The sequence below is a fragment of the Dietzia sp. PP-33 genome, assembly GCF_033790845.1.
Classification (GTDB): Bacteria; Actinomycetota; Actinomycetes; order Mycobacteriales; family Mycobacteriaceae; genus Dietzia.
The window spans coordinates 831,955-851,291 of record NZ_JAMYEI010000001.1; the positions used below are offsets into that span (position 1 = coordinate 831,955).

General features: G+C 65.6%; 19 protein-coding genes and 1 pseudogene. 7 read left to right on the forward strand and 13 right to left on the reverse strand.

All coding sequences use genetic code 11. The features are described from left to right. The first annotated feature begins 653 nt into the window (after nucleotides 1-653). Complete coding sequence (locus tag NJE57_RS04015) at nucleotides 654-1,175, forward strand: M23 family metallopeptidase (RefSeq protein ID WP_319027011.1); 522 nt, start codon at nucleotides 654-656, stop codon at nucleotides 1,173-1,175. Nucleotides 1,176-1,235: 60 nt separating this feature from the next. Here NJE57_RS04015 and NJE57_RS04020 read toward each other — a convergent pair whose 3' ends face one another. The 6 genes from NJE57_RS04020 to cmtR (NJE57_RS04045) all read right to left on the reverse strand — a co-directional run bounded on the left by NJE57_RS04020 (nucleotide 1,236) and on the right by cmtR (NJE57_RS04045) (nucleotide 8,264). Further along, nucleotides 1,236-1,877, reverse strand: a complete 642-nt coding sequence (locus tag NJE57_RS04020; protein ID WP_017838581.1) for a hypothetical protein — start codon at nucleotides 1,875-1,877, stop codon at nucleotides 1,236-1,238. Nucleotides 1,878-1,963: 86 nt separating this feature from the next. Continuing rightward, nucleotides 1,964-4,006 (reverse strand): cytochrome c oxidase assembly protein, encoded by a 2,043-nt coding sequence (locus tag NJE57_RS04025; protein WP_063973161.1) that lies wholly within the window; start codon nucleotides 4,004-4,006, stop codon nucleotides 1,964-1,966. Nucleotides 4,007-4,376: 370 nt separating this feature from the next. Beyond that, the gene (locus NJE57_RS04030; RefSeq protein ID WP_017838579.1) at nucleotides 4,377-5,318 is read right to left on the reverse strand and encodes a cation diffusion facilitator family transporter; all 942 of its coding nucleotides are present in this window, start codon (nucleotides 5,316-5,318) and stop codon (nucleotides 4,377-4,379) included. A gap of 6 nt (nucleotides 5,319-5,324) precedes the next feature. Then, complete coding sequence (locus NJE57_RS04035; protein WP_042330374.1) at nucleotides 5,325-5,702, reverse strand: ArsR/SmtB family transcription factor; 378 nt, start codon at nucleotides 5,700-5,702, stop codon at nucleotides 5,325-5,327. Between the two features lie 208 nt (nucleotides 5,703-5,910). After that, nucleotides 5,911-7,866, reverse strand: a complete 1,956-nt coding sequence (locus NJE57_RS04040) for a heavy metal translocating P-type ATPase (protein ID WP_017838576.1) — start codon at nucleotides 7,864-7,866, stop codon at nucleotides 5,911-5,913. Between the two features lie 35 nt (nucleotides 7,867-7,901). After that, nucleotides 7,902-8,264, reverse strand: a complete 363-nt coding sequence (gene cmtR / locus NJE57_RS04045; protein ID WP_063973160.1) for a Cd(II)/Pb(II)-sensing metalloregulatory transcriptional regulator CmtR — start codon at nucleotides 8,262-8,264, stop codon at nucleotides 7,902-7,904. Between the two features lie 306 nt (nucleotides 8,265-8,570). Between cmtR (NJE57_RS04045) and NJE57_RS04050 the strand changes: the two genes are divergently transcribed. The 5 genes from NJE57_RS04050 to NJE57_RS04070 all read left to right on the forward strand — a co-directional run bounded on the left by NJE57_RS04050 (nucleotide 8,571) and on the right by NJE57_RS04070 (nucleotide 12,255). Further along, complete coding sequence (locus NJE57_RS04050) at nucleotides 8,571-9,191, forward strand: TlpA disulfide reductase family protein (RefSeq protein WP_017838574.1); 621 nt, start codon at nucleotides 8,571-8,573, stop codon at nucleotides 9,189-9,191. Between the two features lie 41 nt (nucleotides 9,192-9,232). Further along, entirely contained in the window at nucleotides 9,233-10,087 is an 855-nt protein-coding gene (locus NJE57_RS04055) for a cytochrome c biogenesis CcdA family protein (protein WP_371517683.1), read from the forward strand. Nucleotides 10,088-10,195: 108 nt separating this feature from the next. After that, on the forward strand, nucleotides 10,196-10,555 hold the full coding sequence (gene cmtR / locus NJE57_RS04060) for a Cd(II)/Pb(II)-sensing metalloregulatory transcriptional regulator CmtR (RefSeq protein WP_031265411.1): 360 nt from the start codon (nucleotides 10,196-10,198) through the stop codon (nucleotides 10,553-10,555). After that, nucleotides 10,552-11,148, forward strand: coding sequence for a cadmium resistance transporter (locus NJE57_RS04065; protein ID WP_017838570.1), 597 nt, complete (start codon nucleotides 10,552-10,554; stop codon nucleotides 11,146-11,148). Before cmtR (NJE57_RS04060) ends, NJE57_RS04065 begins: the two co-directional genes overlap by 4 nt. 102 nt (nucleotides 11,149-11,250) lie before the next feature. Next, nucleotides 11,251-12,255 (forward strand): arsenic resistance protein, encoded by a 1,005-nt coding sequence (locus NJE57_RS04070; RefSeq protein ID WP_017838569.1) that lies wholly within the window; start codon nucleotides 11,251-11,253, stop codon nucleotides 12,253-12,255. Nucleotides 12,256-12,395: 140 nt separating this feature from the next. Here NJE57_RS04070 and NJE57_RS04075 read toward each other — a convergent pair whose 3' ends face one another. The 7 genes and pseudogenes from NJE57_RS04075 to arsB form a co-directional block, all read right to left on the reverse strand. Next, the gene (locus tag NJE57_RS04075) at nucleotides 12,396-13,436 is read right to left on the reverse strand and encodes an ArsO family NAD(P)H-dependent flavin-containing monooxygenase (protein ID WP_017838568.1); all 1,041 of its coding nucleotides are present in this window, start codon (nucleotides 13,434-13,436) and stop codon (nucleotides 12,396-12,398) included. Continuing rightward, entirely contained in the window at nucleotides 13,423-14,613 is a 1,191-nt protein-coding gene (locus NJE57_RS04080) for an MFS transporter (protein ID WP_042330372.1), read from the reverse strand. Before NJE57_RS04080 ends, NJE57_RS04075 begins: the two co-directional genes overlap by 14 nt. 46 nt (nucleotides 14,614-14,659) lie before the next feature. Further along, nucleotides 14,660-15,289, reverse strand: a complete 630-nt coding sequence (locus tag NJE57_RS04085; RefSeq protein WP_017838566.1) for an arsenate reductase ArsC — start codon at nucleotides 15,287-15,289, stop codon at nucleotides 14,660-14,662. 12 nt (nucleotides 15,290-15,301) lie between these two features. Continuing rightward, entirely contained in the window at nucleotides 15,302-16,642 is a 1,341-nt protein-coding gene (locus NJE57_RS04090; RefSeq protein ID WP_319027012.1) for an FAD-dependent oxidoreductase, read from the reverse strand. Further along, a complete protein-coding gene (locus tag NJE57_RS04095) occupies nucleotides 16,639-17,058 on the reverse strand; it encodes an arsenate reductase ArsC (protein WP_256378867.1) in 420 nt (139 codons plus the stop codon). Before NJE57_RS04095 ends, NJE57_RS04090 begins: the two co-directional genes overlap by 4 nt. A gap of 18 nt (nucleotides 17,059-17,076) precedes the next feature. Next, a pseudogene (locus NJE57_RS04100) lies at nucleotides 17,077-17,463 on the reverse strand (low molecular weight phosphatase family protein); the annotation flags it as partial. Next, entirely contained in the window at nucleotides 17,460-18,587 is a 1,128-nt protein-coding gene (gene arsB / locus NJE57_RS04105) for an ACR3 family arsenite efflux transporter (RefSeq protein WP_319027013.1), read from the reverse strand. The gene arsB and the pseudogene NJE57_RS04100, both read right to left, overlap by 4 nt. Nucleotides 18,588-18,687: 100 nt before the next feature. Here arsB and NJE57_RS04110 point away from each other — a divergent pair, with 100 nt between their 5' ends. Next, a complete protein-coding gene (locus NJE57_RS04110; protein WP_319027015.1) occupies nucleotides 18,688-19,038 on the forward strand; it encodes a metalloregulator ArsR/SmtB family transcription factor in 351 nt (116 codons plus the stop codon). Nucleotides 19,039-19,337 lie beyond the last annotated feature (299 nt).

Here is a 19,337-nt window from a genome sequence, read left to right on the forward strand (position 1 = left end):
GGGGCTGTCTCCATCGTTCGGGGTGATGTGTTCCCGCGACGTCTATGCGATGCGGGTGACCGATTTCGTCGGCAACACGACCCAATATAACAACTCGGTATCGATCGTGTCACCCCTCAGCGCGTAATTCGTGATCATCGCCAGCCCCAGTGCGCCCAGATCGACTCCCGGTCGGGGAGAAGTCGTCTCCACCTCGGAAGCTCAGCCAGCGCCTAACCCTGGCGGAGCTGTCACCTCACTGGTCCTCTCTGTGACGGTCGTCTCGGCCGTGCATCTGCCTTGCGACCCGGTTGGTCAGCCACTACCTTTAACCGGGGTCAGGTCACGAAACGATTACGGTTAGACGACGACGGGATTCGGTAGCAGTGGAGAAGCGAGCAGGACCGAAGCACGCCTCTCAGTCGACCAGCCCCCCGCGGCGCCGCCGCGGAGCCCATCGCCGGGTTTCACCGAACAACCACCGCAGTATCGCCGCGGTCGTGGCCCTGGCCGCGGGTGCCTCTATTGCGGCAGCGGCTCCCGTCAGTGATCAGCGGATCGTTCTTCTCGCGACCGACGAGCCCCCGGCCGGTAGCACCGATGACGCACACTCCAAAGATGCCCAAGCCGCGACCCCCTCGGCTCCACTCCCCCTCACCTCCGATGACGCGAACGTGTCAGGCGAGCCGGGACCCACCGCCGCGGGTTTCGTCGGCAGTCTGCAGAGGGGCACCGAACTCAGCTACGAGCGTGAGCTTGCCGAGGAGCAGGCGCGGCGTCCCATTGTGGCCCTCCCGGCAGTGGGCATCTCAACGTCCTCCTTCGGCCCCCGATGGGGCACGTCCCATTCGGGTCTCGATGTCGCCAACGCCATCGGCACGCCGCTGTTCGCCGCGACCGATGGAATCGTCATCGATTCAGGCCCGGCCTCCGGTTTCGGCATCTGGATTCGGATCATGTCGCCGGACGGCTTCATGACCGTCTACGGCCACAATGAGAGCAATACAGTTCAGGTCGGTGACACTGTCGTCGCTGGTCAGCAAATCGGCGTGATGGGCAACCGCGGCTTCTCCACCGGCCCACACGTGCACTTCGAGGTATGGGCCGACGGCGGCTCGCGGGCTGTCGATCCGTCGGCATGGCTGGCAGAACGGGGCATCATGGTCAACTCGGGGTCAAGCAGCAGCGCCCTATGACGCCGGAACTCTGACGGCGCAGGCTGGCCGACAAGGCCCTGGCTCCCCCACACTGGGCTTCTAACTGTGACGAACAACTGACAAGACGACGCCCACCGGCACACTCACTGCGAGGCTGGCAATGACAATCCGGTAGAGCACGAGATACCACGTACGCGGGCGCGCGTGACGCACAGTGGCCAGGAACAACGTGAGCGATATCAGCAACAGCACACCGCCCGCGGCCACCACGATCACGGAGCCGGTCAGGGTGCCACCGAGTACCGCACTGTTGGCCAAGTTGTAGGCGAGAAGCTGGACAACACGCAGGCGACCGAACAGTGTGCCGCCAGTAAGCAGTGCCTGTCCGACGCCCAGCCCTACCTGGGCCACCCCCGCAACTAGCACCAGGTAGGCCGCCACCCAGGAACCCTCATCGAAACCGGTGGGACCGGTGACCGCGGCGACAAGGCCGCCCGCGATGATGGCGGTGAGGCCGACGAGCACGAATTCTCGCATCGCCCGCCAGTGCGAGCGTGTGAACTCGGCCTGATTACGTGCGCTGTGACTCAGTTCGTCGCCCATTCTCTGTTTCCCCTCGCCGTGATCGGTGTCGTGGTCCTGGTAGCGGGGTTGCTCGCCACTGAGGTGGAGACCACCGGGTTGTCGCACCCGCCGGTTGGTGGGGTTGGGGATGTTGCGGCGGGCGGCCATCTCGTTCATGGGCTCGCTCCTATCGCCGACGTGCCTGGGGGACGAACAAGGGGGTGTGAGGGAACCATCCTCGACGACGAGGGTCCGCTTGTCCCCTACTTCCGGTCGGTCTGGGACATCTCGCGGAGCATGTCGTTATAGGCCTTGAGCTCGGCGTCGTCGTCCCGCTCGGCCTGCCGCTCCCCCCTCCGCGCCTCACGCATGTCCGTCTGGAACCACTGCCAGGCCAGGGCGAGCATGACGATGAACAGCGGGATCTCCCCCGCCGCCCACGCCACCCCGCCGCCGACCTGCTGGCTCTGCAGCAGATCCGGGACCCAGGGCAGCCCGATCCCCGAGTACCAGCTCTCGGCCAGCACGGTCTTGTAGTTCATGAGCACGATGCCGAAGAAGGCGTGGAACGGTAGCGAACCGAGCAGCACCATGAGCTTGTAGAAGGGCGAGAAGTGCCGCGGCGCCGCGTCCACGCCGATGATCACCCAGTAGAACAGGTAGCCGCTGATGAGGAAGTGCACGTTCATGAACATGTGGCCCAGGTGCTCGGAGGCCAGCGTCTCGTAGAACCCTCCGAAGTAGATCAGGTAGAACCCGGCCACGAACTGCACCGAGGCGACGATCGGGTGGGTGAGGAATCGGGAGAGCGGGTTGTTGATGAACTCCACGATCCACTCGCGTGGTCCCGGCGGGTTGCCGCGGCCCGCCGCCGGGAGCGCCCGCAGTGCCAGTGTCAGCGGCCCGCCTAGGGCGAGCAGGACCGGAACGAGCATCGAGATGAGCATGTGCCCGACCATGTGGCTGGAGAAGTCGGCCATCATGTACATCCCCATACCGGAGCTGGTGGTCAGGAACAGCAGCACGCACCCGAGCACCCACGCCACGGTTCGTCCCACCGGCCAGGAGTCGCCGCGTCGGCGCAGGGTGATCAGCCCCCACACGTAGAGCCCGAGCAGGATCACCGAGGCCAGACCCAGCACCAGGTCGAAGCGCCACAGACCGAACACCGTCTCGAAGGAGAACGGCCCCGGCAACTCAAAACCCAGCAGCGACTCCTGCCGGGTGGGCACATAGAGCGGTGCCGGGGGCGGGGTGCGGCCGAGCGAGACCGACAGACCCAGGGTGCCCGCCATGATCACCGTTTCGACCAGTCCGATGCGCAGCAGCGTGCCGCGGTCCACCGGGGCGTTGGCCGACGTTCCCTCGATGCGGTTGATGATGCGCCGGCGCACCGCCAGCCCGAACACCGCCAACAGTGCCAGGCACAACGCTTTGGCCACAATCAGCAGCCCGTAGGTCGAAGACAACAGGTCGGCGGGGTGCAGACGGACCAGCCCGTTGATGATCCCGGTCAGCCCGAGCGCGACGATCGCCACCGTGGCCACCACCGAATAGCGGCGCAATGAAAGCGCTACCCGGCCCCCGCCACGCATCGCGTGGGCGATCACCGCGACGAGCCCACCGACGTAGAACGCGGCAGCGAACAGGTGGATAATCAGCGAGTTGGCGGCGATGTCGTGGGCGGTGCCGCCCGAGGCGTGGCCCGTCGCGGCAACGGGCAGGAGCGAGAGCACCGTGACCCCCAGCCAGATGACCGACCAGCGCCAGCTCACGGTGAGCCGCTGCCCGATCCCGGCGACCAGTGCAATGATCGCGGCCCAGCGCCACGAGGACGCCACCTCGATCTGAGTGATCGCCACGATCCACTGGTCCGGCGGCAGGGACTGCCAGAGCGTGCGCCCGGACACATCCGACAGGGTCAGCGGGATGAGCAGGGCCGCCGCGATCGCCCACGCGATGTTGATCCACGAGGAGATCTGCTGTGCGCGGTAGCCGTCCACGTCGAGGGTCTTGTCTTTCTGCGGCGGGGTGAAGAACGCGGCGAACAGCGCCATTCCCACCGCCACCGATGCCAGCAGCTCGGCGATCGCGCGGACCGCCGGGAGCCCGGCGGTGGTGAGCAGGCCCGGGTTCGGGACGCCGAGGAGCTCGAGTGCCAGGTCCGTGGACATTCGCGAGAGCGGGACCACCACACCTGCCGCCACGACCGCGAGCAGCACCACGACCGGCACCACACCGCGGGTACGCAGCGGTCTGGCGGTGGCGGAAGCTTTGGACGAGGGTGCCTTCGACGACGGCGACATGATCCCTATCGTAGGAAGCGGGTATCCCGGGGTCCGATTCGCGCCTGCTCTGCGCACCCCCGTGACCGGCGACGTTTCATGCGGGCCGTCCACCTGCCGGCGGACTACCGGGCCTGCTCGCATGCGCCCACTCGGCCGCCGCTCTCTCGGACTCCGGGCCTCAGCTGATCAGACAGTCTCGGGTTCGGGCGGTGATCGCGTGGGTCGGCCAGCCTGCCGAGGCCTTCAGGGTCGTACCTTCACCCGCATTGGTGGCCGTCTCCGCGCCCGCCGATCCCTTTCCTGCCGCCGCGCCGAGCAAGTCCGCTGGCCGGACCCGCACTACCCATCGTGCAGAAATGTGAACCGTTCATCTCCGGCTCGTAGCGGGTCAAGCGTGTCGGACTGCGGGAGATTCACGGTCACGCACGGCGGCAGTCTCCAGTTGAATGGTGGCATGGTCAATGGAGACGGGGAAATGCTCCTTGACGCAGGTGAGGATCTCCTCCAGGATCTGCGGGGCGTGACCGGATTCGAAGCACTGATCATCGATCACGACATGCGCGGAGATGACCGGCAGGCCGGTCCCAATCATGGATGCGTGCAAGTCGTGCACGTCCCGAACATGGTCCAGCTCCAGTATGTGATCCCGAACCTCATCCAGATCGAGCCCCGTAGGCGCGTACTCCATCAGCACCCGAACCGTCTGCCGCAGAAGCGTGAACGCGCGCGGGATGATCAAGGCGGCGATGAACAGCGCGGCAATGGTGTCGGCTCGCTGGAAACCGGTGGTGTTGATGACGATCGCCGCAACGATCACCCCCACCGACCCCAAAGCGTCGTTGAGCACCTCCAGAAATGCCGCCCGCATGTTGAAGTTGTCGCCTCGCCTGGAGGCCAGCACCACAATGGCGGCGATATTGGCGATCAGGCCGATCACGCCGAACACCAGCAGTTCGGTACCGGGCACGTCCGCCGGCTCGAAGAGTCTGCGGACGCCTTCGATCGCGGCATAGCTACCGACGACGATCAGCAGGACAGCTTGCCCTAGTGCGGCGATGACTTCGATCCGGGCGAATCCCCAGGTCCGTTTACTGCTCGGTGGACGCAGCATCATCGTCGCGGCTATGACCGCAACCAACAATCCCGACGCATCAGCCAATGCATGAGCGGTGTCGGTCAACAACGCGAGACTGCCAGTGACCACGCTGCCCACCGCTTGGGCCACCACGATGATCGCGGTGATGCAGAACGCGATCAGCAGCCGACGACGCGTCCCGCGATCGGCCTGGGGAGAAGTACTTCCATGGTCGTGACCGTGGCTATGCCCCATCTCGACTCACTCCTGCCCGAGGTCAAGGTCGGGGTGGTCCTGGTGATCGCGCAGCGACGGCGACACCCCGGACGCACTCAACAGCGCATCGGCGGCTTCCACCAGGTCCGCCAGCCGGGCCGGCTCAGCCAGCGAGAACCACGAGGAGCGCCCCTCGATCCGCATTCTGACTAACCCGCAATCCCGCAGGCAAGCCAGGTGCTTGCTCACCGTGGACTGTGCCAGATGCATGTGATCGACCAGATCCCGAACCCGATGCTCACCACTGACCAGATGCTCCAACAACGCCAGTCGAGTTGGTTCTGCCAGAGCATGGAACAACGCTGCATAGGTGTTTCGATCCTCGAACGTCACTGAATCGGGCACCCCATAATTGATCGCCATAGAGCGATGTTAGCACGAACCGTCGATAAGTTCGGGTGGGTCTCGGCCATCGGTGTACGCATTGTTCTTGCTCAGTCGTGCCTGGCAGCTGATGCCCTCCCGTCGATGCCGGGGCGCAGCGCAAGGCCGTCCGGTCGATACCGAGTGTTGTGATGGTTGCCGTCGTTTTTTTCCGGCGGTGTGCGGTGCGGGGCACGCGGGCACAGTGTCAATGAGGGAGCGGTGCCAGCTGGTGCATGTGCCGGCTGTCGTCGCGGTCGGCAGTTCTTGGGCTCGAGGGTCGCTCGAGCTGCCTGGTGCGTGCGGCACGCAGGCCATTGAGTATCACGAAGACTTCGGCGACCTCGTGGACCAGGACGACCGCTGCGAGTCCCAGAATTCCGGTGATCGCCAGTGGAAGCAGAACGATGATGATCGCCAAGGACAGGATGATGTTCTGATTGATGACGCGACGACCGCGGCGGGCGTGGTCTATGGCGCGCGGGATCAGTCGCAAGTCATCGCCGGTGAATGCGACATCCGCCGACTCGACCGCTGCGTCGGAGCCGGTGGCCCCCATGGCGATTCCGATGTCCGCCGAGGCGAGCGCGGGGGCGTCGTTGACACCGTCGCCGATCATCGCCACTGGCCCCCGGCCGTCGGCACGCAACTCGGCGATTGCCTGCGCCTTGTCCTGCGGACGCAGCTCGGCACGCACGTCGGTGATCCCCGCCTCGACGGCCAGTGCATCAGCGGTGCGGGCGTTGTCGCCGGTAAGCATCGTCACGCCCATACCCCTCGACGCCAGCGACGTCATGGCCTCGCCGGCCTCTGGACGCAGCTCGTCGCGCACCCCGATGGCCCCGACCGGGTGGTCGTCGCGGTGGACGACCACCACGGTGATGCCGCGGGCCTCCATCGCGTGAACGTGATCTGCCAGAGGACCTGGGTCGAGCCAGCGCGGGCTGCCGACGGCGATGTGCGCGCCATCGATAAGGCCGGCGATTCCCGCGCCCGCGGACTCGGTGACCGCCGATGCGGCGGGGACCTCGGTAGCTGCGGCGGTGATCGCTGCGGCCAGCGGGTGGGTGCTGTGGGTTTCCAGAGCGGCCGCCCAGCTCAGGACCTCGTCCTGGGCAGCGTTGCCAGTGGTGAGGACCTGCGTGACGGTGGGCTGGTTTCGGGTCAAGGTGCCGGTCTTGTCCACTGCCACATGCCGGAGGTAGCCCATGCGCTCGAACGCGGCACCGGATTTGATGATCACCCCGAACTTGCTGGCCGCACCGATCGCGGAGACGACCGTAATCGGCACCGAGATCGCCAGTGCGCACGGCGAAGCGGCGACCAGTACCACCAGTGCTCGCTCGATCCACAGTCCGGAATCTCCGAAGATCGAGCCGATCAGGGCGACCAGAGCAGCCAGGATGAGAACACCCGGCACCAGCGGGCGGGCCAGGCGGTCGGCGATACGTGCCCGCTCCCCCTTCTCTGTCTGTGCCTGCTCAACCAGTTCGACCACTGTGGTCAAGGAATTGTCTGTCCCTGCGGCGGTGGCCTCGACCTCCAGGACGCCGGAGGTGTTGATCGAGCCGGCCAACACCGCGTCACCGGGCCCGACCTCGACGGGAATGGATTCACCCGTGATCGCCGAGACATCCAGGCTGCTCTGCCCGACACGAACGATCCCGTCGGTGGCCAAACGTTCGCCGGCGACCAGACGCAGCACATCGCCGCGTTCCAGAGACTCAACGGGCACGGTGCGGGTGCCCCCGGTGGCGCCGAGGACGGTGGCACTGGAGGGAATCAGCGCCAACAGGGCCCGCAAGCCCGAGCGGGCCTTGTCCATCGCCCGATCCTCCAGCGCCTCGACGATGGAGTACAAGAAGGCCAGAGCGGCGGCCTCCTCGATGAACCCGAGCCCGACCGCACCGGCGGCGCTGATCGTCATCAGCAGCCCGATACTCAACCGACCCCGGACGAGCAGACCCCGCACCGCGCCTGGAACAAACTGCGAGGCGCCCAGAAGGAGAGCGGTCCAGAACAGCCACGCCGCTGCAGTCTCCGCCCCGGGGCCGTTGGCGAGCCACTCGAGGATCACACCCAGCAGGAGCGTCAGGCCAGAGAACACCGGGATGAGGACGGCACCGTTGCGCCACCACGAAGCGGACTCGTCAGGGCCGGCCACTGGCCCGGCCGGCTCACAACCACACGCGGACGTTGTCACCGCCGACCCCCTTCCGAACTGCAGCAACCCTCGACCGGACACTGCATGTCCAGACAGGGCGCGTTCTCGTCAACGGCAAGAGTCGTCTCGACCAAGGCGTTCAACGCACGTGCCAGATGGGCATCGACGATCTCGTACCGATTCTGCCGACCCTCGAGTTCAACCACGACGATCCCGCAATCCCTGAGACAGGCGAGATGATTCGACACATTTGAACGCGTCAACCCCAGCTCCTGGGCAATCTCGGCGGGATACACGGGCCCATCCAGCAGCCTCATGAGAATTCGAGAACGAGTCGGGTCGGCCATCGCACGACCGAGTCGGTTCATCACACCTTGACGCGAAGCAACAGTCAGCATGCACTGAATAGTACAGGACTCAGTGAACTGTCCCTGGCGGTGTGACCACGCATCTAAAGACGACGAAACCGCAAGGCCAACACAGTCAATGGGCACAGGTGTACCTGGCCTACCCCCGGAACCCACCCGCTTGCCGCGCCGTTCTGGGGCGTTTAACAGGGCGGATAGTGGCTATGGCACGATCGGACAGCGGGAACATCTCGCCAGTGCCGGTCACGTCACTGGTGTTCGAGAGAGCCACCCCGTGCGGCACCGCCGGTTCGGAGCCGAGGGGGCAATGACCCGTCGCAGACCGGAGTGAAAAGCATGGGCAGTATCCGAGCAATCGGTTTCCGCGCGCGCCTCTGGGCGGCCCTGTGTGCGGGCGCCTTTGTCCTCTCCGGTTGTGGGAGTGGCACCGATGCGGTCGCGCAGGGCGGCACGTTTGAGTTCGTCAGTCCAGATGGACAGCTGGAGATCCACTACCCCGAGGAAGAACGGAAACCGGTTGCCGAACTCGCCGGGCCGGATCTGCTTGACCCAGACCAGACCATCGGGCTCGCTGACTACAAGGGCGAGGTGGTGATCCTCAATACGTGGGGCCAATGGTGTGGGCCTTGCCGCACCGAGGTCGACGATCTTCAGCGCCTTCAGGAGGAGTTCGAATCCCAGGGCGCCACCGTGCTCGGGATCAACGTGCGTGATCCCAATCGCGATAAGCCGGTCGACTTCGTGCGCGACAACGGCCTTACCTACCCGTCGATCTGGGACCCGTCCAACGCGGCCGTAGGTGCACTTCGCGGCTTTCCCACCTCGATCGTGCCGACAACCCTCGTGCTTGACCGGCAACACCGGGTGGCCGCCGTGTATTTGGCGGCGGTCACCGATTACCAACTTCGGGACGTCATCGCCGAATTGGTGGCCGACGAGGAGAGTGCCACGCCGTGACGAATGTTGCCGACCTCGTCTTCGCCGGTGCCATGCCGCCGATGGACGGCCTGGTGCTCGCGCAGGGTATCGGTTCGGCGTTCCAACAGACAGCGGCCAGCGGACCCCTTCTGCTCGCCCTCGGCGCCTGCCTACTAGCCGGTCTGGTCTCGTTCGCCTCGCCATGTGTGGTCCCGCTCATCCCCGGCTATCTCGCCTACCTCGCTAGCGTCGTCGGCGCCGAGCGACCACCGGTCACCGTGGCGCAGGCCGAACAGCGCCACAGCGAGTCGCGAACGATCACTCTCGAGGAAAAGAAGGCCAGACAACGCTCGCGCTACCGGGTCGTCGGGGCATCTCTGCTCTTCGTTGGCGGGTTCACCGTTGTGTTCGTCTCGCTTAGCGCAATGGTCCTCGGAACGGTTCAATACCTCGCACCACACGAGGAGTTGCTCCAGCGCATCGGCGGGGTCATCACCATCCTCATGGGTTTGGTCTTCATCGGCTTCGTACCGGTGCTGCAACGAGATACCCGATTCCAGCCGAAGGCTGTCTCTACCTGGGTCGGCGCGCCTCTCCTGGGCGGAGTGTTCGCCCTCGGCTGGACACCCTGCCTCGGACCAACGCTCGCCGCCGCACTGTCCGTCGCCGCCGGAAGCGGCTTCAGCGGCACGCGCGGTGTCATGCTCATCGTCGCCTACTGCCTCGGGCTGGGGCTGCCATTCATCCTCGTCGCCTGGAGCTCCACCTGGGCAATCCGAACCGTCGGCTGGCTACAACGCAACACTCGACGAATCCAGATCATCGGCGGCCTCCTACTCATCGCAGTGGGCATAGCACTGTTCAGTGGCGTGTGGGCACTGTTCATCAGTTGGCTACGGGACTTCGCAATCACCGGCACGACGCTGCCGATTTAACCTTCTGCGCGGCCCTTCCGGGGCGGTAGCGCCCGAGTCACAGAGCCCAGAAATGTCTAACCTGTTCAGACGCCCAGTCAGTTCAGCGCCTACTGTACAGTTCAGTGAATGCTGACTATATCGTCTTGTGTGGATGTGATGAACCGGTTGGGGCGGGCGATGGCCGACCCCACCCGGTCGCGGATACTGCTGACCCTGCTGGAGCGGACGGCCTACCCGGCGGAGCTGGCCCGCGATCTGGAACTGACGCGTTCGAACGTGTCGAACCATCTAGCGTGCCTGCGCGACTGTGGCATCGCGGTCGCCGTGCCCGAAGGCCGCCAGACCCGGTACGAGATCGCTGATCCGCACCTGGCGCGGGCGTTGGCCTCCCTGGTCGAGGTCACCCTCGCAGTCAATGAAAACGCCTCCTGCCTGGACCCGGCCTGTTCGGTGCCGGGTTGTTACGCCACGGAGGTGCAGGGGTGATCCTGTCCTCAGCCCTGCAGGCGATCGGTCTGTTCATCGCCACCAATATCGACGACATCATCGTCCTCTCACTGTTCTTCGCCCGCGGCGCAGGCCAACGCGGCACCACCGCACGCATCCTGGTCGGCCAGTACCTTGGATTCCTAGGCATCCTCGGCGCCGCTGTGCTCGTGGCCTTGGGCGCCGGGACGTTTTTGCCCTCGGAGGCCATCCCGTACTTCGGGCTGATCCCATTAGGCCTGGGACTATGGGCCGCGTGGCAGGCCTGGCGTGGGGACGATGACGACGACGACGCCAAAATCGAAGGTAAGAACGTGACCGTGTGGACCGTGGCCGCGGTGACCTTCGCCAACGGCGGGGACAACATCGGCGTCTACGTCCCAGTCTTCCTCAGCGTCGGCCCGGGAGCCGTGGTGGCCTACTGCGTCGTGTTCCTGGTTCTGGTCTCGGTCCTGGTGGGCCTGGCCAAGTTCGTGGCCACCCGTCGGCCAGTCGCCGAGGCTTTAGAACGCTGGGAACACATCTTGTTCCCCATTGTCCTGATCGGCCTGGGCATCTTTATCCTGGTCAGCGGCGGAGCCTTCGGACTCTAATCACGGCCGGCCCTCCCGCCGCCCACTCTCACTGCCACTGCCGACCAGGATCGTCAGCGACGTGAGGCCGAAGGCAAGGCCCTGTCCCGAGGAGGACGAACAATGATCACGTGGCTGGAGCGGTGGCAGATACCCCTGTACCTGGTGGCCCTGGGGGTCGGTGCCGTGTTCGGGCTGGCCACCCCTTCCGCCGCCCCGGGTCTGGAGCAGGCAATCAACCCGGTACTGATGGTGCTGCTGTACGCCACATTCCTGGGCGTGCCGCTGACCCGGCTCGGTCGCGCGCTGCGTGACGGCCGGTTCCTGGCCGGGCTGTTGGTGCTGAATTTCGCCATCGTCCCGGTCGTGGTCTACGGGCTCTCCCGGTTCGTCGCTGACGACCAGGCCCTGCTGCTGGGTGTATTGCTGGTGCTGCTTGCCCCGTGCATCGACTACGTCATCGTCTTCTCCGGGTTAGCTGGCTCCGCGCACGACCGGCTACTGGCCGCGGCCCCGCTGCTGATGCTCGTGCAGATGCTGTTGCTGCCTGCCTACCTGGGCCTATTTATGGGCCCCAGCCTGTTCGAGGTCTTGGACGTCGCCCCGTTCCTTGAGGCCTTCCTGTTATTGATCGTCACACCCTTGGTTCTGGCGGCCATCACGCAGTACCTGGCCGCACGGTCCGCCTCCGCCCGGAAGCTCATGGACGCGATGGAGTCACTGATGGTGCCGCTGATGATGGCCACCCTCGCCGTCGTGATTGCCTCGCAAGTCGACGCCGTCCGGACGGATCTGTCCTCACTGCTGCGGGTCATCCCGGTCTATGTCGGCTTCCTGGTCGTGATGATCCCCTTGGGAATCCTCACCGGCCGGGTCTTCAGCCAGGATGCCCCGTCGACACGGGCGTTGGTCTTCTCCGGGGCGACCCGCAACTCGCTGGTCATACTGCCCCTCGCCCTGGCCCTGCCCGACCCATTTGCCCTGGTCGCGGTCGTCGTGGTCACCCAAACCCTCGTCGAACTCGTCGGCATGGTCACCTACGTCCGGCTCATACCCCGCCTCATTCCACACCACCCTGGAGCCCGCTCCCTAACAACTTCGCCAGCTCCCAAGGGCAACCCGCCCTGATGTCCGCACAGGCCCTGTGGGGACCGACACCAGCCCAGGGCGCGTAATAACCAACGGGAGGGATCCGAGCCCCGCCGAACTGGCGGCATAGCTCGCACTCCCCTCACCCCCGAGGGAGATCACTCTGGTGGTGGCTGCGCCTATTTCACGGTTCTGCCAACTGATGCGGCGATTCTCCGGGCAGCCTGTTTGGCATAGGGCCCCACACCGGTGATCGTTGCCGCTCCGGGACCGGTCCAGTCGCCGTAGCCGACCACATGGAGGCCCGGATGCTTTGGTCGACCGTGGTCGAGCAACCGGCGTATCGGCCCGATCGCGGAGCGAAAACCCGTGCACCAAATCAGGTGATCGGCGTCGATCTCATCCAGTGAGGTGAACATCGGCGTGGCCTGCAGCCGTCCGGTGTCCCGAGCGCGGCGCACCTCTGGCAGGACGACGATGTCTCCTAAGGCTGAGTCTGTCCCGGGGTCGGGCTCGCCGCGCTGCAGGGCAAGGGCACGTAGTCGGTTGCGGCGGAACAGCACCCGTCCGTCGACCTCGTCGGGCATCCAGCGTGGTGGCTGACGGGTGTACCAGGTCACCTCGGCGACGCTCGTGAGTTCTGCGGCGATCTGGGCGCCGGAGTTCGCGCCGCCCACGACCGCGACTGTGGTACTTCGAAAGGGAGTTGTACCGGGGTAGTTGGCGGAATGCCACTGCGTGCCGGCGAAGGTTCCTGGGTGGGAGGGAACAAAGGGGGCGGACCACGTCCCGGTGGCCGCGACCACGTTCTCGGTCGTCCACGACTTCGTGCCCGCCCAGACGTGGTAGGTGCCCTTCTCGTAGATCACCTCGTTGACCGTGACGGGACGCTGGACCGGAATCCGGTAGCGCCGTTCATAGGCAGCGAGATAGTCCACGACATGGCAGGCCGGTGGAAACCCGTCATAAGGGGGCATCGGCCAGCCCGGCAGATTGGAGAACTCAGCGGTGGAGAACAGGCGCAGGGACGGCCAGACGTGTAACCAGCCCCCACCCGGGTTGGGTTGATTATCCAGAACGAGGGTGTCCACGCCTGACCGCAGCAGGTAGTAGGCGGTGGCCAGACCTGCTTGCCCACCGCCGATGATGATTGCCTCGTGGTGCTCCGGGGTCCAGTCTGTGTCCGAAATGGTGGTCAGCTCCTGTTCACGTTCGGGCACTTAGTGCTGCGGCCACGGTGAGCAGGACGGCCATGATGACTGCCATTGCAGGGTATCCACCGATGAGGCTGGCCAATAGGGGTCCGGACACGGGGGCGAGTGCGGTGACGGCGGTCATTGGTGCGTTGAATAGGGCGTTGATGGCGCCGAAGTTTTGGGTGCCCCACCGGTCGGAGACGGCGGTGGCCTGGAGAAGGGTGTGACAGCCGCGGGCCGCGCCTGTACCTACGGCCAGAGCGATGAGCAGCCAGGTCGGGCCGGGAGTTGTTGCCAGTCCCCACAGGCCGAGTGCACCGGCGCCGAGGATCACCAGTGTGCGGTGTTGGGGTGTGGTTCTTCGGGTCAGTGGTGGGTAGCCGAGTCGGCCGATGACTTGTCCTGCGCCCACCAGTCCGAAGGCCAGTGCTGCGGTCGAGTAGTCGATTCCTCGTTCCAGCAACAGTGGGATGAGGTTGATCGTGACGGCGAATAGCGTGAACGTGGCTGCCGTCATCACTACTTGCAGGGTGAGGAATTGGCGGGTTCTGGTGACCTGGCGGATCTCGGTTCGGGACTGCTGCACGGTCGGCTCGCTGGCGGTGTCTGACCAGGTGGAGTTGAGAAAGAAGGCGTGCAGGGGCACAGATACGGCGGCGAGGATGCCGGCCATGATGAGGTAGCTGGTGCGCCAACCGAACTGCTCGATCAGGGAGGCAGTGAGCGGGGCGAAGATGGTGGAGGAAAGCCCGGCGACGAGTGTCAGCGTCATCAGGGGGCCGACTCGTCGCGGGCCGTACCAGCGGGTGATGACAGCGAACGCGGGTGGATAGAGGACAGCCGATTGGGCGAACCCCGCCACGAGCCAGGCCAGATAGAACATGGGCAGGTTGGGAGACCACGCCACCAGCGCCAGGGCAGCCACACCGATGACCGCCCCGAGGGTCATCACCGTGCGTGGCCCTCGGGAATCCAGAACGGAACCGACTTTGAGGCCGGCGACTGCCGAGATTGTGAGACCAGCTGACAGTGCGCCGGTGATGGCGGTGCCACTCCAGCCGGTGTCCTGGGAGATCGGCGCGACAGCCGCGGGCAGTGAGTAGAAAAGTAGGCCCCAGCTGGTAGTTTGCGCGATACACAGAGCCGCGAGTCCGCCCCGGGGGCGGTCGATCCCAGGCGGTGTCGCGTCTCGTTCCGTCATTGGATCCGATGCCGGACACGACGTGTGACCACCGGGTTGCGGCGGGTCACCTGTGAACCGTGGCCCACCAGGCGCGGACTCGATCGTCGATGTCGTCGACGATCTGGCGGGTGATCTCCGGAGTCTGCTCCGCGGGGTCGACAAGGTCCCAGTCCAGATAGTTCTTGCCCGGATACACCGGGCAGGCATCCCCACACCCCATCGTGATGACGTAGTCGGCAGCCCGCACCACGTCATCAGTCAGTGGCTTCGGGAACGCCCCCGCCATGTCGATTCCGCGCGATGCCAAGGTCTCCACCACGACAGGGTCGACCTCAGAGGCCGGGAGTGAGCCAGCTGACCGGACCTCGACGCCGCTACCGGCGTAGTGCTTGAGCAGGGCCGCGGCAATCTGGGAGCGGCCGGCATTGTGGACACACACGAACAGCACTTGTGGGACGGTCGACTGGATCTTGCCCTGTGACAACGCCAGTGCACGGAGCCTGTCTGAGGCGAAGTTTCGGGCCAGCGCCGCGAGATACCGCTTGATCGTCGCCGTGCGAGCCAGCGCGGTGTAGGACTCGAAGACGTACCGCTCTATGGTCTCGGCCGAGAACATGCCCTCGTACGTTCGAGCGAGGTCATCGGCCGTGCGCTGCAGGACGTGGACGTCCAATTCGGGTGCGTCGATAGTCATGGCGGGGACCTTTCAGCAGCAGGAAGAGGTGGAGGTGGTGGCGCCGAGCGAGATCAGTTGTGGGGTTGCCGGTGCATCGCACGAGCCACCGAGGTCGGTGGAGCAGACTCCGGTCTCGAGCAGGTCGAGGTGCACATCATCGGCGGCGGCCCGGTCACCGGCGAGTGCGGCGGCGATGGAACGGACCTGCTCATAGCCGGTGGCCATGAGGAACGTTGGTGCCCGGCCGTAGCTTTTCATTCCCACGATGTAGAAGCCGGTCTCGGGATGCGCCAGCAGGCTCTCGCCGTGCGGTGCCACGCTTCCGCAGGAGTGGAACTCCGGATCGATCAGCGGCCCGAGCTGATACGGAGCGTCCACGGCCGGGTCGAGAGCGAGCCGAAGCTCGGACAGGATGGACAGGTCGGGGCGGAATCCGGTGGCCGGGACGAGTAGGTCCACCTCGAGTCGAGTGGGACCCTGTGGGGTGCTGGCGTGCACGGTCAGATTGTCGGTCTTCGGGGTGAATTCGTTGATGGTGAAGGAGGTGTGGACCTCGATCACTCCGGACTCGACGGCTTCGCGCAGGCGGGTGCCGAGCGCTCCGCGGGCCGCCAGTTCATCGCGGTCCTCGCCTCCGTAGACGCTCGACACCTCAGGGGTGCGCACCGCCCAGCTGATCCGCGTTGCAGGGTCCTGCTTCGCGAGGTCAACCAGGTCGAGCAGGGTGTTGGCGGCCGAGTGTCCGGCCCCCACGACCAGGACGTGACGTCCGGCGAAACGGTCGCGCTCTGACCCGGTCACGGCCGGAAGCGGCGCGGTGATCAGGCCCTTGTCGATCGCCGCGTTCTCACCGGGTGCGGGTAGACCGGAGCGGCCGAGCGGATTGGGCTGGCCCCAGGTTCCGGAGGCGTCGATGACGCTGCGGGCCCGCACATCGGTCACGGCGCCATCAGCGGCCTGGACTCGGACCAGGAACGGGGTCTGCTCGCGGCCCGCCGAGCGGGTCTTGTCGATTCCTTCTCTGGAAACCGCCACCACGCGGGCGCCGGTGCGGATGACATCGTCGCCCAGGAGCTTGGCGAGCGGGGCCAGGTAGTGCTTGATCAGCTCGTGCCCCGTGGGCAGAGCGTCCGGGTCGGGCTCGGTCCAGCCGGTGGGCTCGAGTAGGCGTCGGGCGGCGCTGTCGATGTCGTACTGCCAGGGCGAGAACAGGCGGGTGTGCCCCCACTGCTCGATAGCGGCGCCGATGGTGGCGCCGGCCTCGAGCACTAACGGGGTCAGACCCCGTTCTCGCAGGTGCGCGGCCGTGGCCAGCCCCACGGGGCCGGCGCCGATGACTACTACCGGAAGCTCGTTGAAGTTCGTGCTCATTGGGTGTTCTCCTTCGGTGCCAGTTCGGCGATCAGGGTGGTGATGCGCCGCTTGATGTCGTCGCGGATCGGGCGGACAGCGTCCTTGCCCTGACCGGCTGGATCGGCCAGTTCCCAGTCCTCGTACCGCTTTCCCGGGAAGACCGGGCAGGTGTCTCCGCAGCCCATCGTGATGACCACGTCGGCGGCCTTGACCGCGTCGGTGGTCAGCACCTTCGGTGTGGCGGTGGTGATGTCGATGCCTTCTTCTGCCATCACCTCCACCGCGACGGGATTGAGCTGCTCGGCTGGCTGCGAACCGGCGGAGAGGACCTCGATCCGGTCCCCCGCCAGATGCGAGAGGTAGCCGGCGGCCATCTGGGAACGCCCGGCATTGTGGACACAGACGAACAACACGCATGGCTTGCCATTGGTGATCTCTGCGAGCAGATCGCGTACTCGGTGGTCGATGTCGTCGCGGACCAACCGCATCCGCTCCATCCCCTCGATTCCGCGGGCGGAGGGCTCGTCGGTGTTCCACACCTCGATCGTGCCCGCCATCCCGTCGACCGGTTCGACCTGGGCTTCCTCTCCCAGAACGATCACCCGGTCCACCCGCCGGAGCAGGTCGGGATCGATGGCCGTGGGTGTCTGGTCGGACATGTCGGCGCTGAGCTCGGCGACCGCTTCCGCGGCTAGGGCGTTGACCGCGGAACCGGGCCGGGTGCCCGCGGAGTGGACCTCGATCGCCTCCCCGGTGTGCAGGCGCATGAGCGCTGCTGCCATCTGGGACTTGCCGCCGTTCTTGACGCACACGAACAAGACGCTGGGAGTGTTGGTCATGGCCGGGCTCCTTCGGTGTTGCGGGCCGGGTCCGTGCGAGGTGGCGGAAGGGTTGGATCTCCCGGGAACAGTCGGGGGCCAGCCCAGAGCGCGACGTAGACGAGCCCGATCAGAACAGGAACCTCGATCAGCGGGCCGACCACACCCGCCAGGGCCTGGCCCGAGGCGATACCGAAGGTGCCGATCGACACCGCGATCGCGAGTTCGAAGTTGTTGCCCGAGGCGGTGAAGGCGACGCTGGTCGACTTGGCGTAGTTCAACCCCACCGCCTTGGAGACGAACCAGCTGAAGAAGAACATCAGGACGAAATACAGCAGTAGCGGCACGGCCATCCGGGCCACGTCCAGCGGCTGCGAGGTTATCGCCTCGCCCTGCATCGCGAACAGCAACACGATGGTGAACAGCAACCCGTACAGCGCCCACGGTCCGATCCGGGGAAGGAAGGTCTCCTCGTACCACTGGCGTCCCTTCGCCCTCTCCCCCAACACGCGGGTGAGGAAACCGGCCAGCAGGGGGATGCCGAGGAAGACCAGCACGGAGATCACGATGGACCACACGGAGAACTGCGCCGAGGTGGTCTCCAACCCCAGCCAGGAGGGCAGCAGCTGGAGATAGAACCATCCGAGGGCGCCGAACGCCACGACCTGGAACACCGAGTTGATCGCGACCAGCACCGCGGCGGCCTCCCGGTCCCCGCACGCCAGGTCATTCCAGATGAACACCATCGCGATGCACCGCGCCAGGCCCACGATGATCAACCCGGTACGAAACTCCGGCAGGTCCGGCAGGAAGATCCACGCCAACGCGAACATGAACGCCGGCCCGAGGACCCAGTTCAGGATCAGCGACAACGTGAGGAGCTTCCGGTCGCCGGTCACCCTGTGGGTCTCGTCGTAGCGCACCTTCGCCAGGACCGGATACATCATCACCAGCAGGCCGACCGCGATCGGCACCGAGATGCCGCCGATCTTCACCGAGTCCAAAGCGGCATCCAGGCCCGGGACGAAGCGCCCGAGCAGCAGACCGGCCGCCATGGCCACAAGAATCCATGCGGCCAAGTAGCGGTCGAGAAACGACATCTTCTTGGCGACCGGCGCAACAGCCCGGGCCGTGGTTGTGCTCATTGGCACGAAACTCCCTCATATCGATGAACGTCTATGCTGGAGGCTATGCTCACATATCGGCATGTGTCAATGTATTGTTCGAGGTGAGGTGATCGAGGAAATGACTTCAGCAAACGACGTCCTTCCGGCTCGGACGCAGAACGAGTGCTGCCCCCTGTCGTCAGCTCCGATCACCGCCGAGACCGCAGATCAGATGGCGCGCACGCTCAAAGCACTGGCAGACCCGACACGCCTGCGGCTGCTGTCCCACATCGCCGCGCAAGGCTGCGAGTCGGTGTGTGCGTGCGACTTGCTCGACGTGGTCGACATCAGCCAGCCCACGATCAGCCACCACCTCAAGAAACTCGTCGACGCAGGACTCCTGACCCGAGACCAGCGCGGCAAGTGGGCGCACTACTCAGTCGTGCACGAGACGTTCGTCGACCTACGCCGCTTCCTAGACCTAACCTGAGGCCACCCGGAGCGGTAGCCGGTTTCACCAGTAGGCGATCCAGCCGGAGTCGCTACGCGGACCACGCAGCTGCAGCCCGCGAAAGTGAGTCGCTGCCAGAATGCAGGTGGCTGGATGCCCACCCATCTATGGCACGTACACCACGGCCGATAACCAGACCTTATGACAAGCTCAGGGTGTCGAGTTGTAGATCCTGCGAACTCAACACCTCCCCGAACTGCCCCTCGCCCGTAGTGCCCGACAGGCCGCGTGACCTGCACGCCCTCAGGTGCCGGATTGCCGCTCCGGCTCTTGCTGCG

Bases quoted from the DNA above. Each gene is read 5' to 3' on its own strand.
- NJE57_RS04020 (WP_017838581.1), bottom strand. From the start codon at position 1,877: ATGAACGAGATGGCCGCCCGCCGCAACATCCCCAACCCCACCAACCGG.
- NJE57_RS04025 (WP_063973161.1), bottom strand. From the start codon at position 4,006: ATGTCGCCGTCGTCGAAGGCACCCTCGTCCAAAGCTTCCGCCACCGCC.
- NJE57_RS04030 (WP_017838579.1), bottom strand. From the start codon at position 5,318: ATGGGGCATAGCCACGGTCACGACCATGGAAGTACTTCTCCCCAGGCC.
- NJE57_RS04035 (WP_042330374.1), bottom strand. From the start codon at position 5,702: ATGGCGATCAATTATGGGGTGCCCGATTCAGTGACGTTCGAGGATCGA.
- cmtR (WP_063973160.1), bottom strand. From the start codon at position 8,264: ATGCTGACTGTTGCTTCGCGTCAAGGTGTGATGAACCGACTCGGTCGT.
- NJE57_RS04050 (WP_017838574.1), top strand. From the start codon at position 8,571: ATGGGCAGTATCCGAGCAATCGGTTTCCGCGCGCGCCTCTGGGCGGCC.
- NJE57_RS04055 (WP_371517683.1), top strand. From the start codon at position 9,233: ATGGACGGCCTGGTGCTCGCGCAGGGTATCGGTTCGGCGTTCCAACAG.
- cmtR (WP_031265411.1), top strand. From the start codon at position 10,196: ATGCTGACTATATCGTCTTGTGTGGATGTGATGAACCGGTTGGGGCGG.
- NJE57_RS04070 (WP_017838569.1), top strand. From the start codon at position 11,251: ATGATCACGTGGCTGGAGCGGTGGCAGATACCCCTGTACCTGGTGGCC.
- NJE57_RS04080 (WP_042330372.1), bottom strand. From the start codon at position 14,613: ATGACGGAACGAGACGCGACACCGCCTGGGATCGACCGCCCCCGGGGC.
- NJE57_RS04085 (WP_017838566.1), bottom strand. From the start codon at position 15,289: ATGACTATCGACGCACCCGAATTGGACGTCCACGTCCTGCAGCGCACG.
- NJE57_RS04090 (WP_319027012.1), bottom strand. From the start codon at position 16,642: ATGAGCACGAACTTCAACGAGCTTCCGGTAGTAGTCATCGGCGCCGGC.
- arsB (WP_319027013.1), bottom strand. From the start codon at position 18,587: ATGAGCACAACCACGGCCCGGGCTGTTGCGCCGGTCGCCAAGAAGATG.
- NJE57_RS04110 (WP_319027015.1), top strand. From the start codon at position 18,688: ATGACTTCAGCAAACGACGTCCTTCCGGCTCGGACGCAGAACGAGTGC.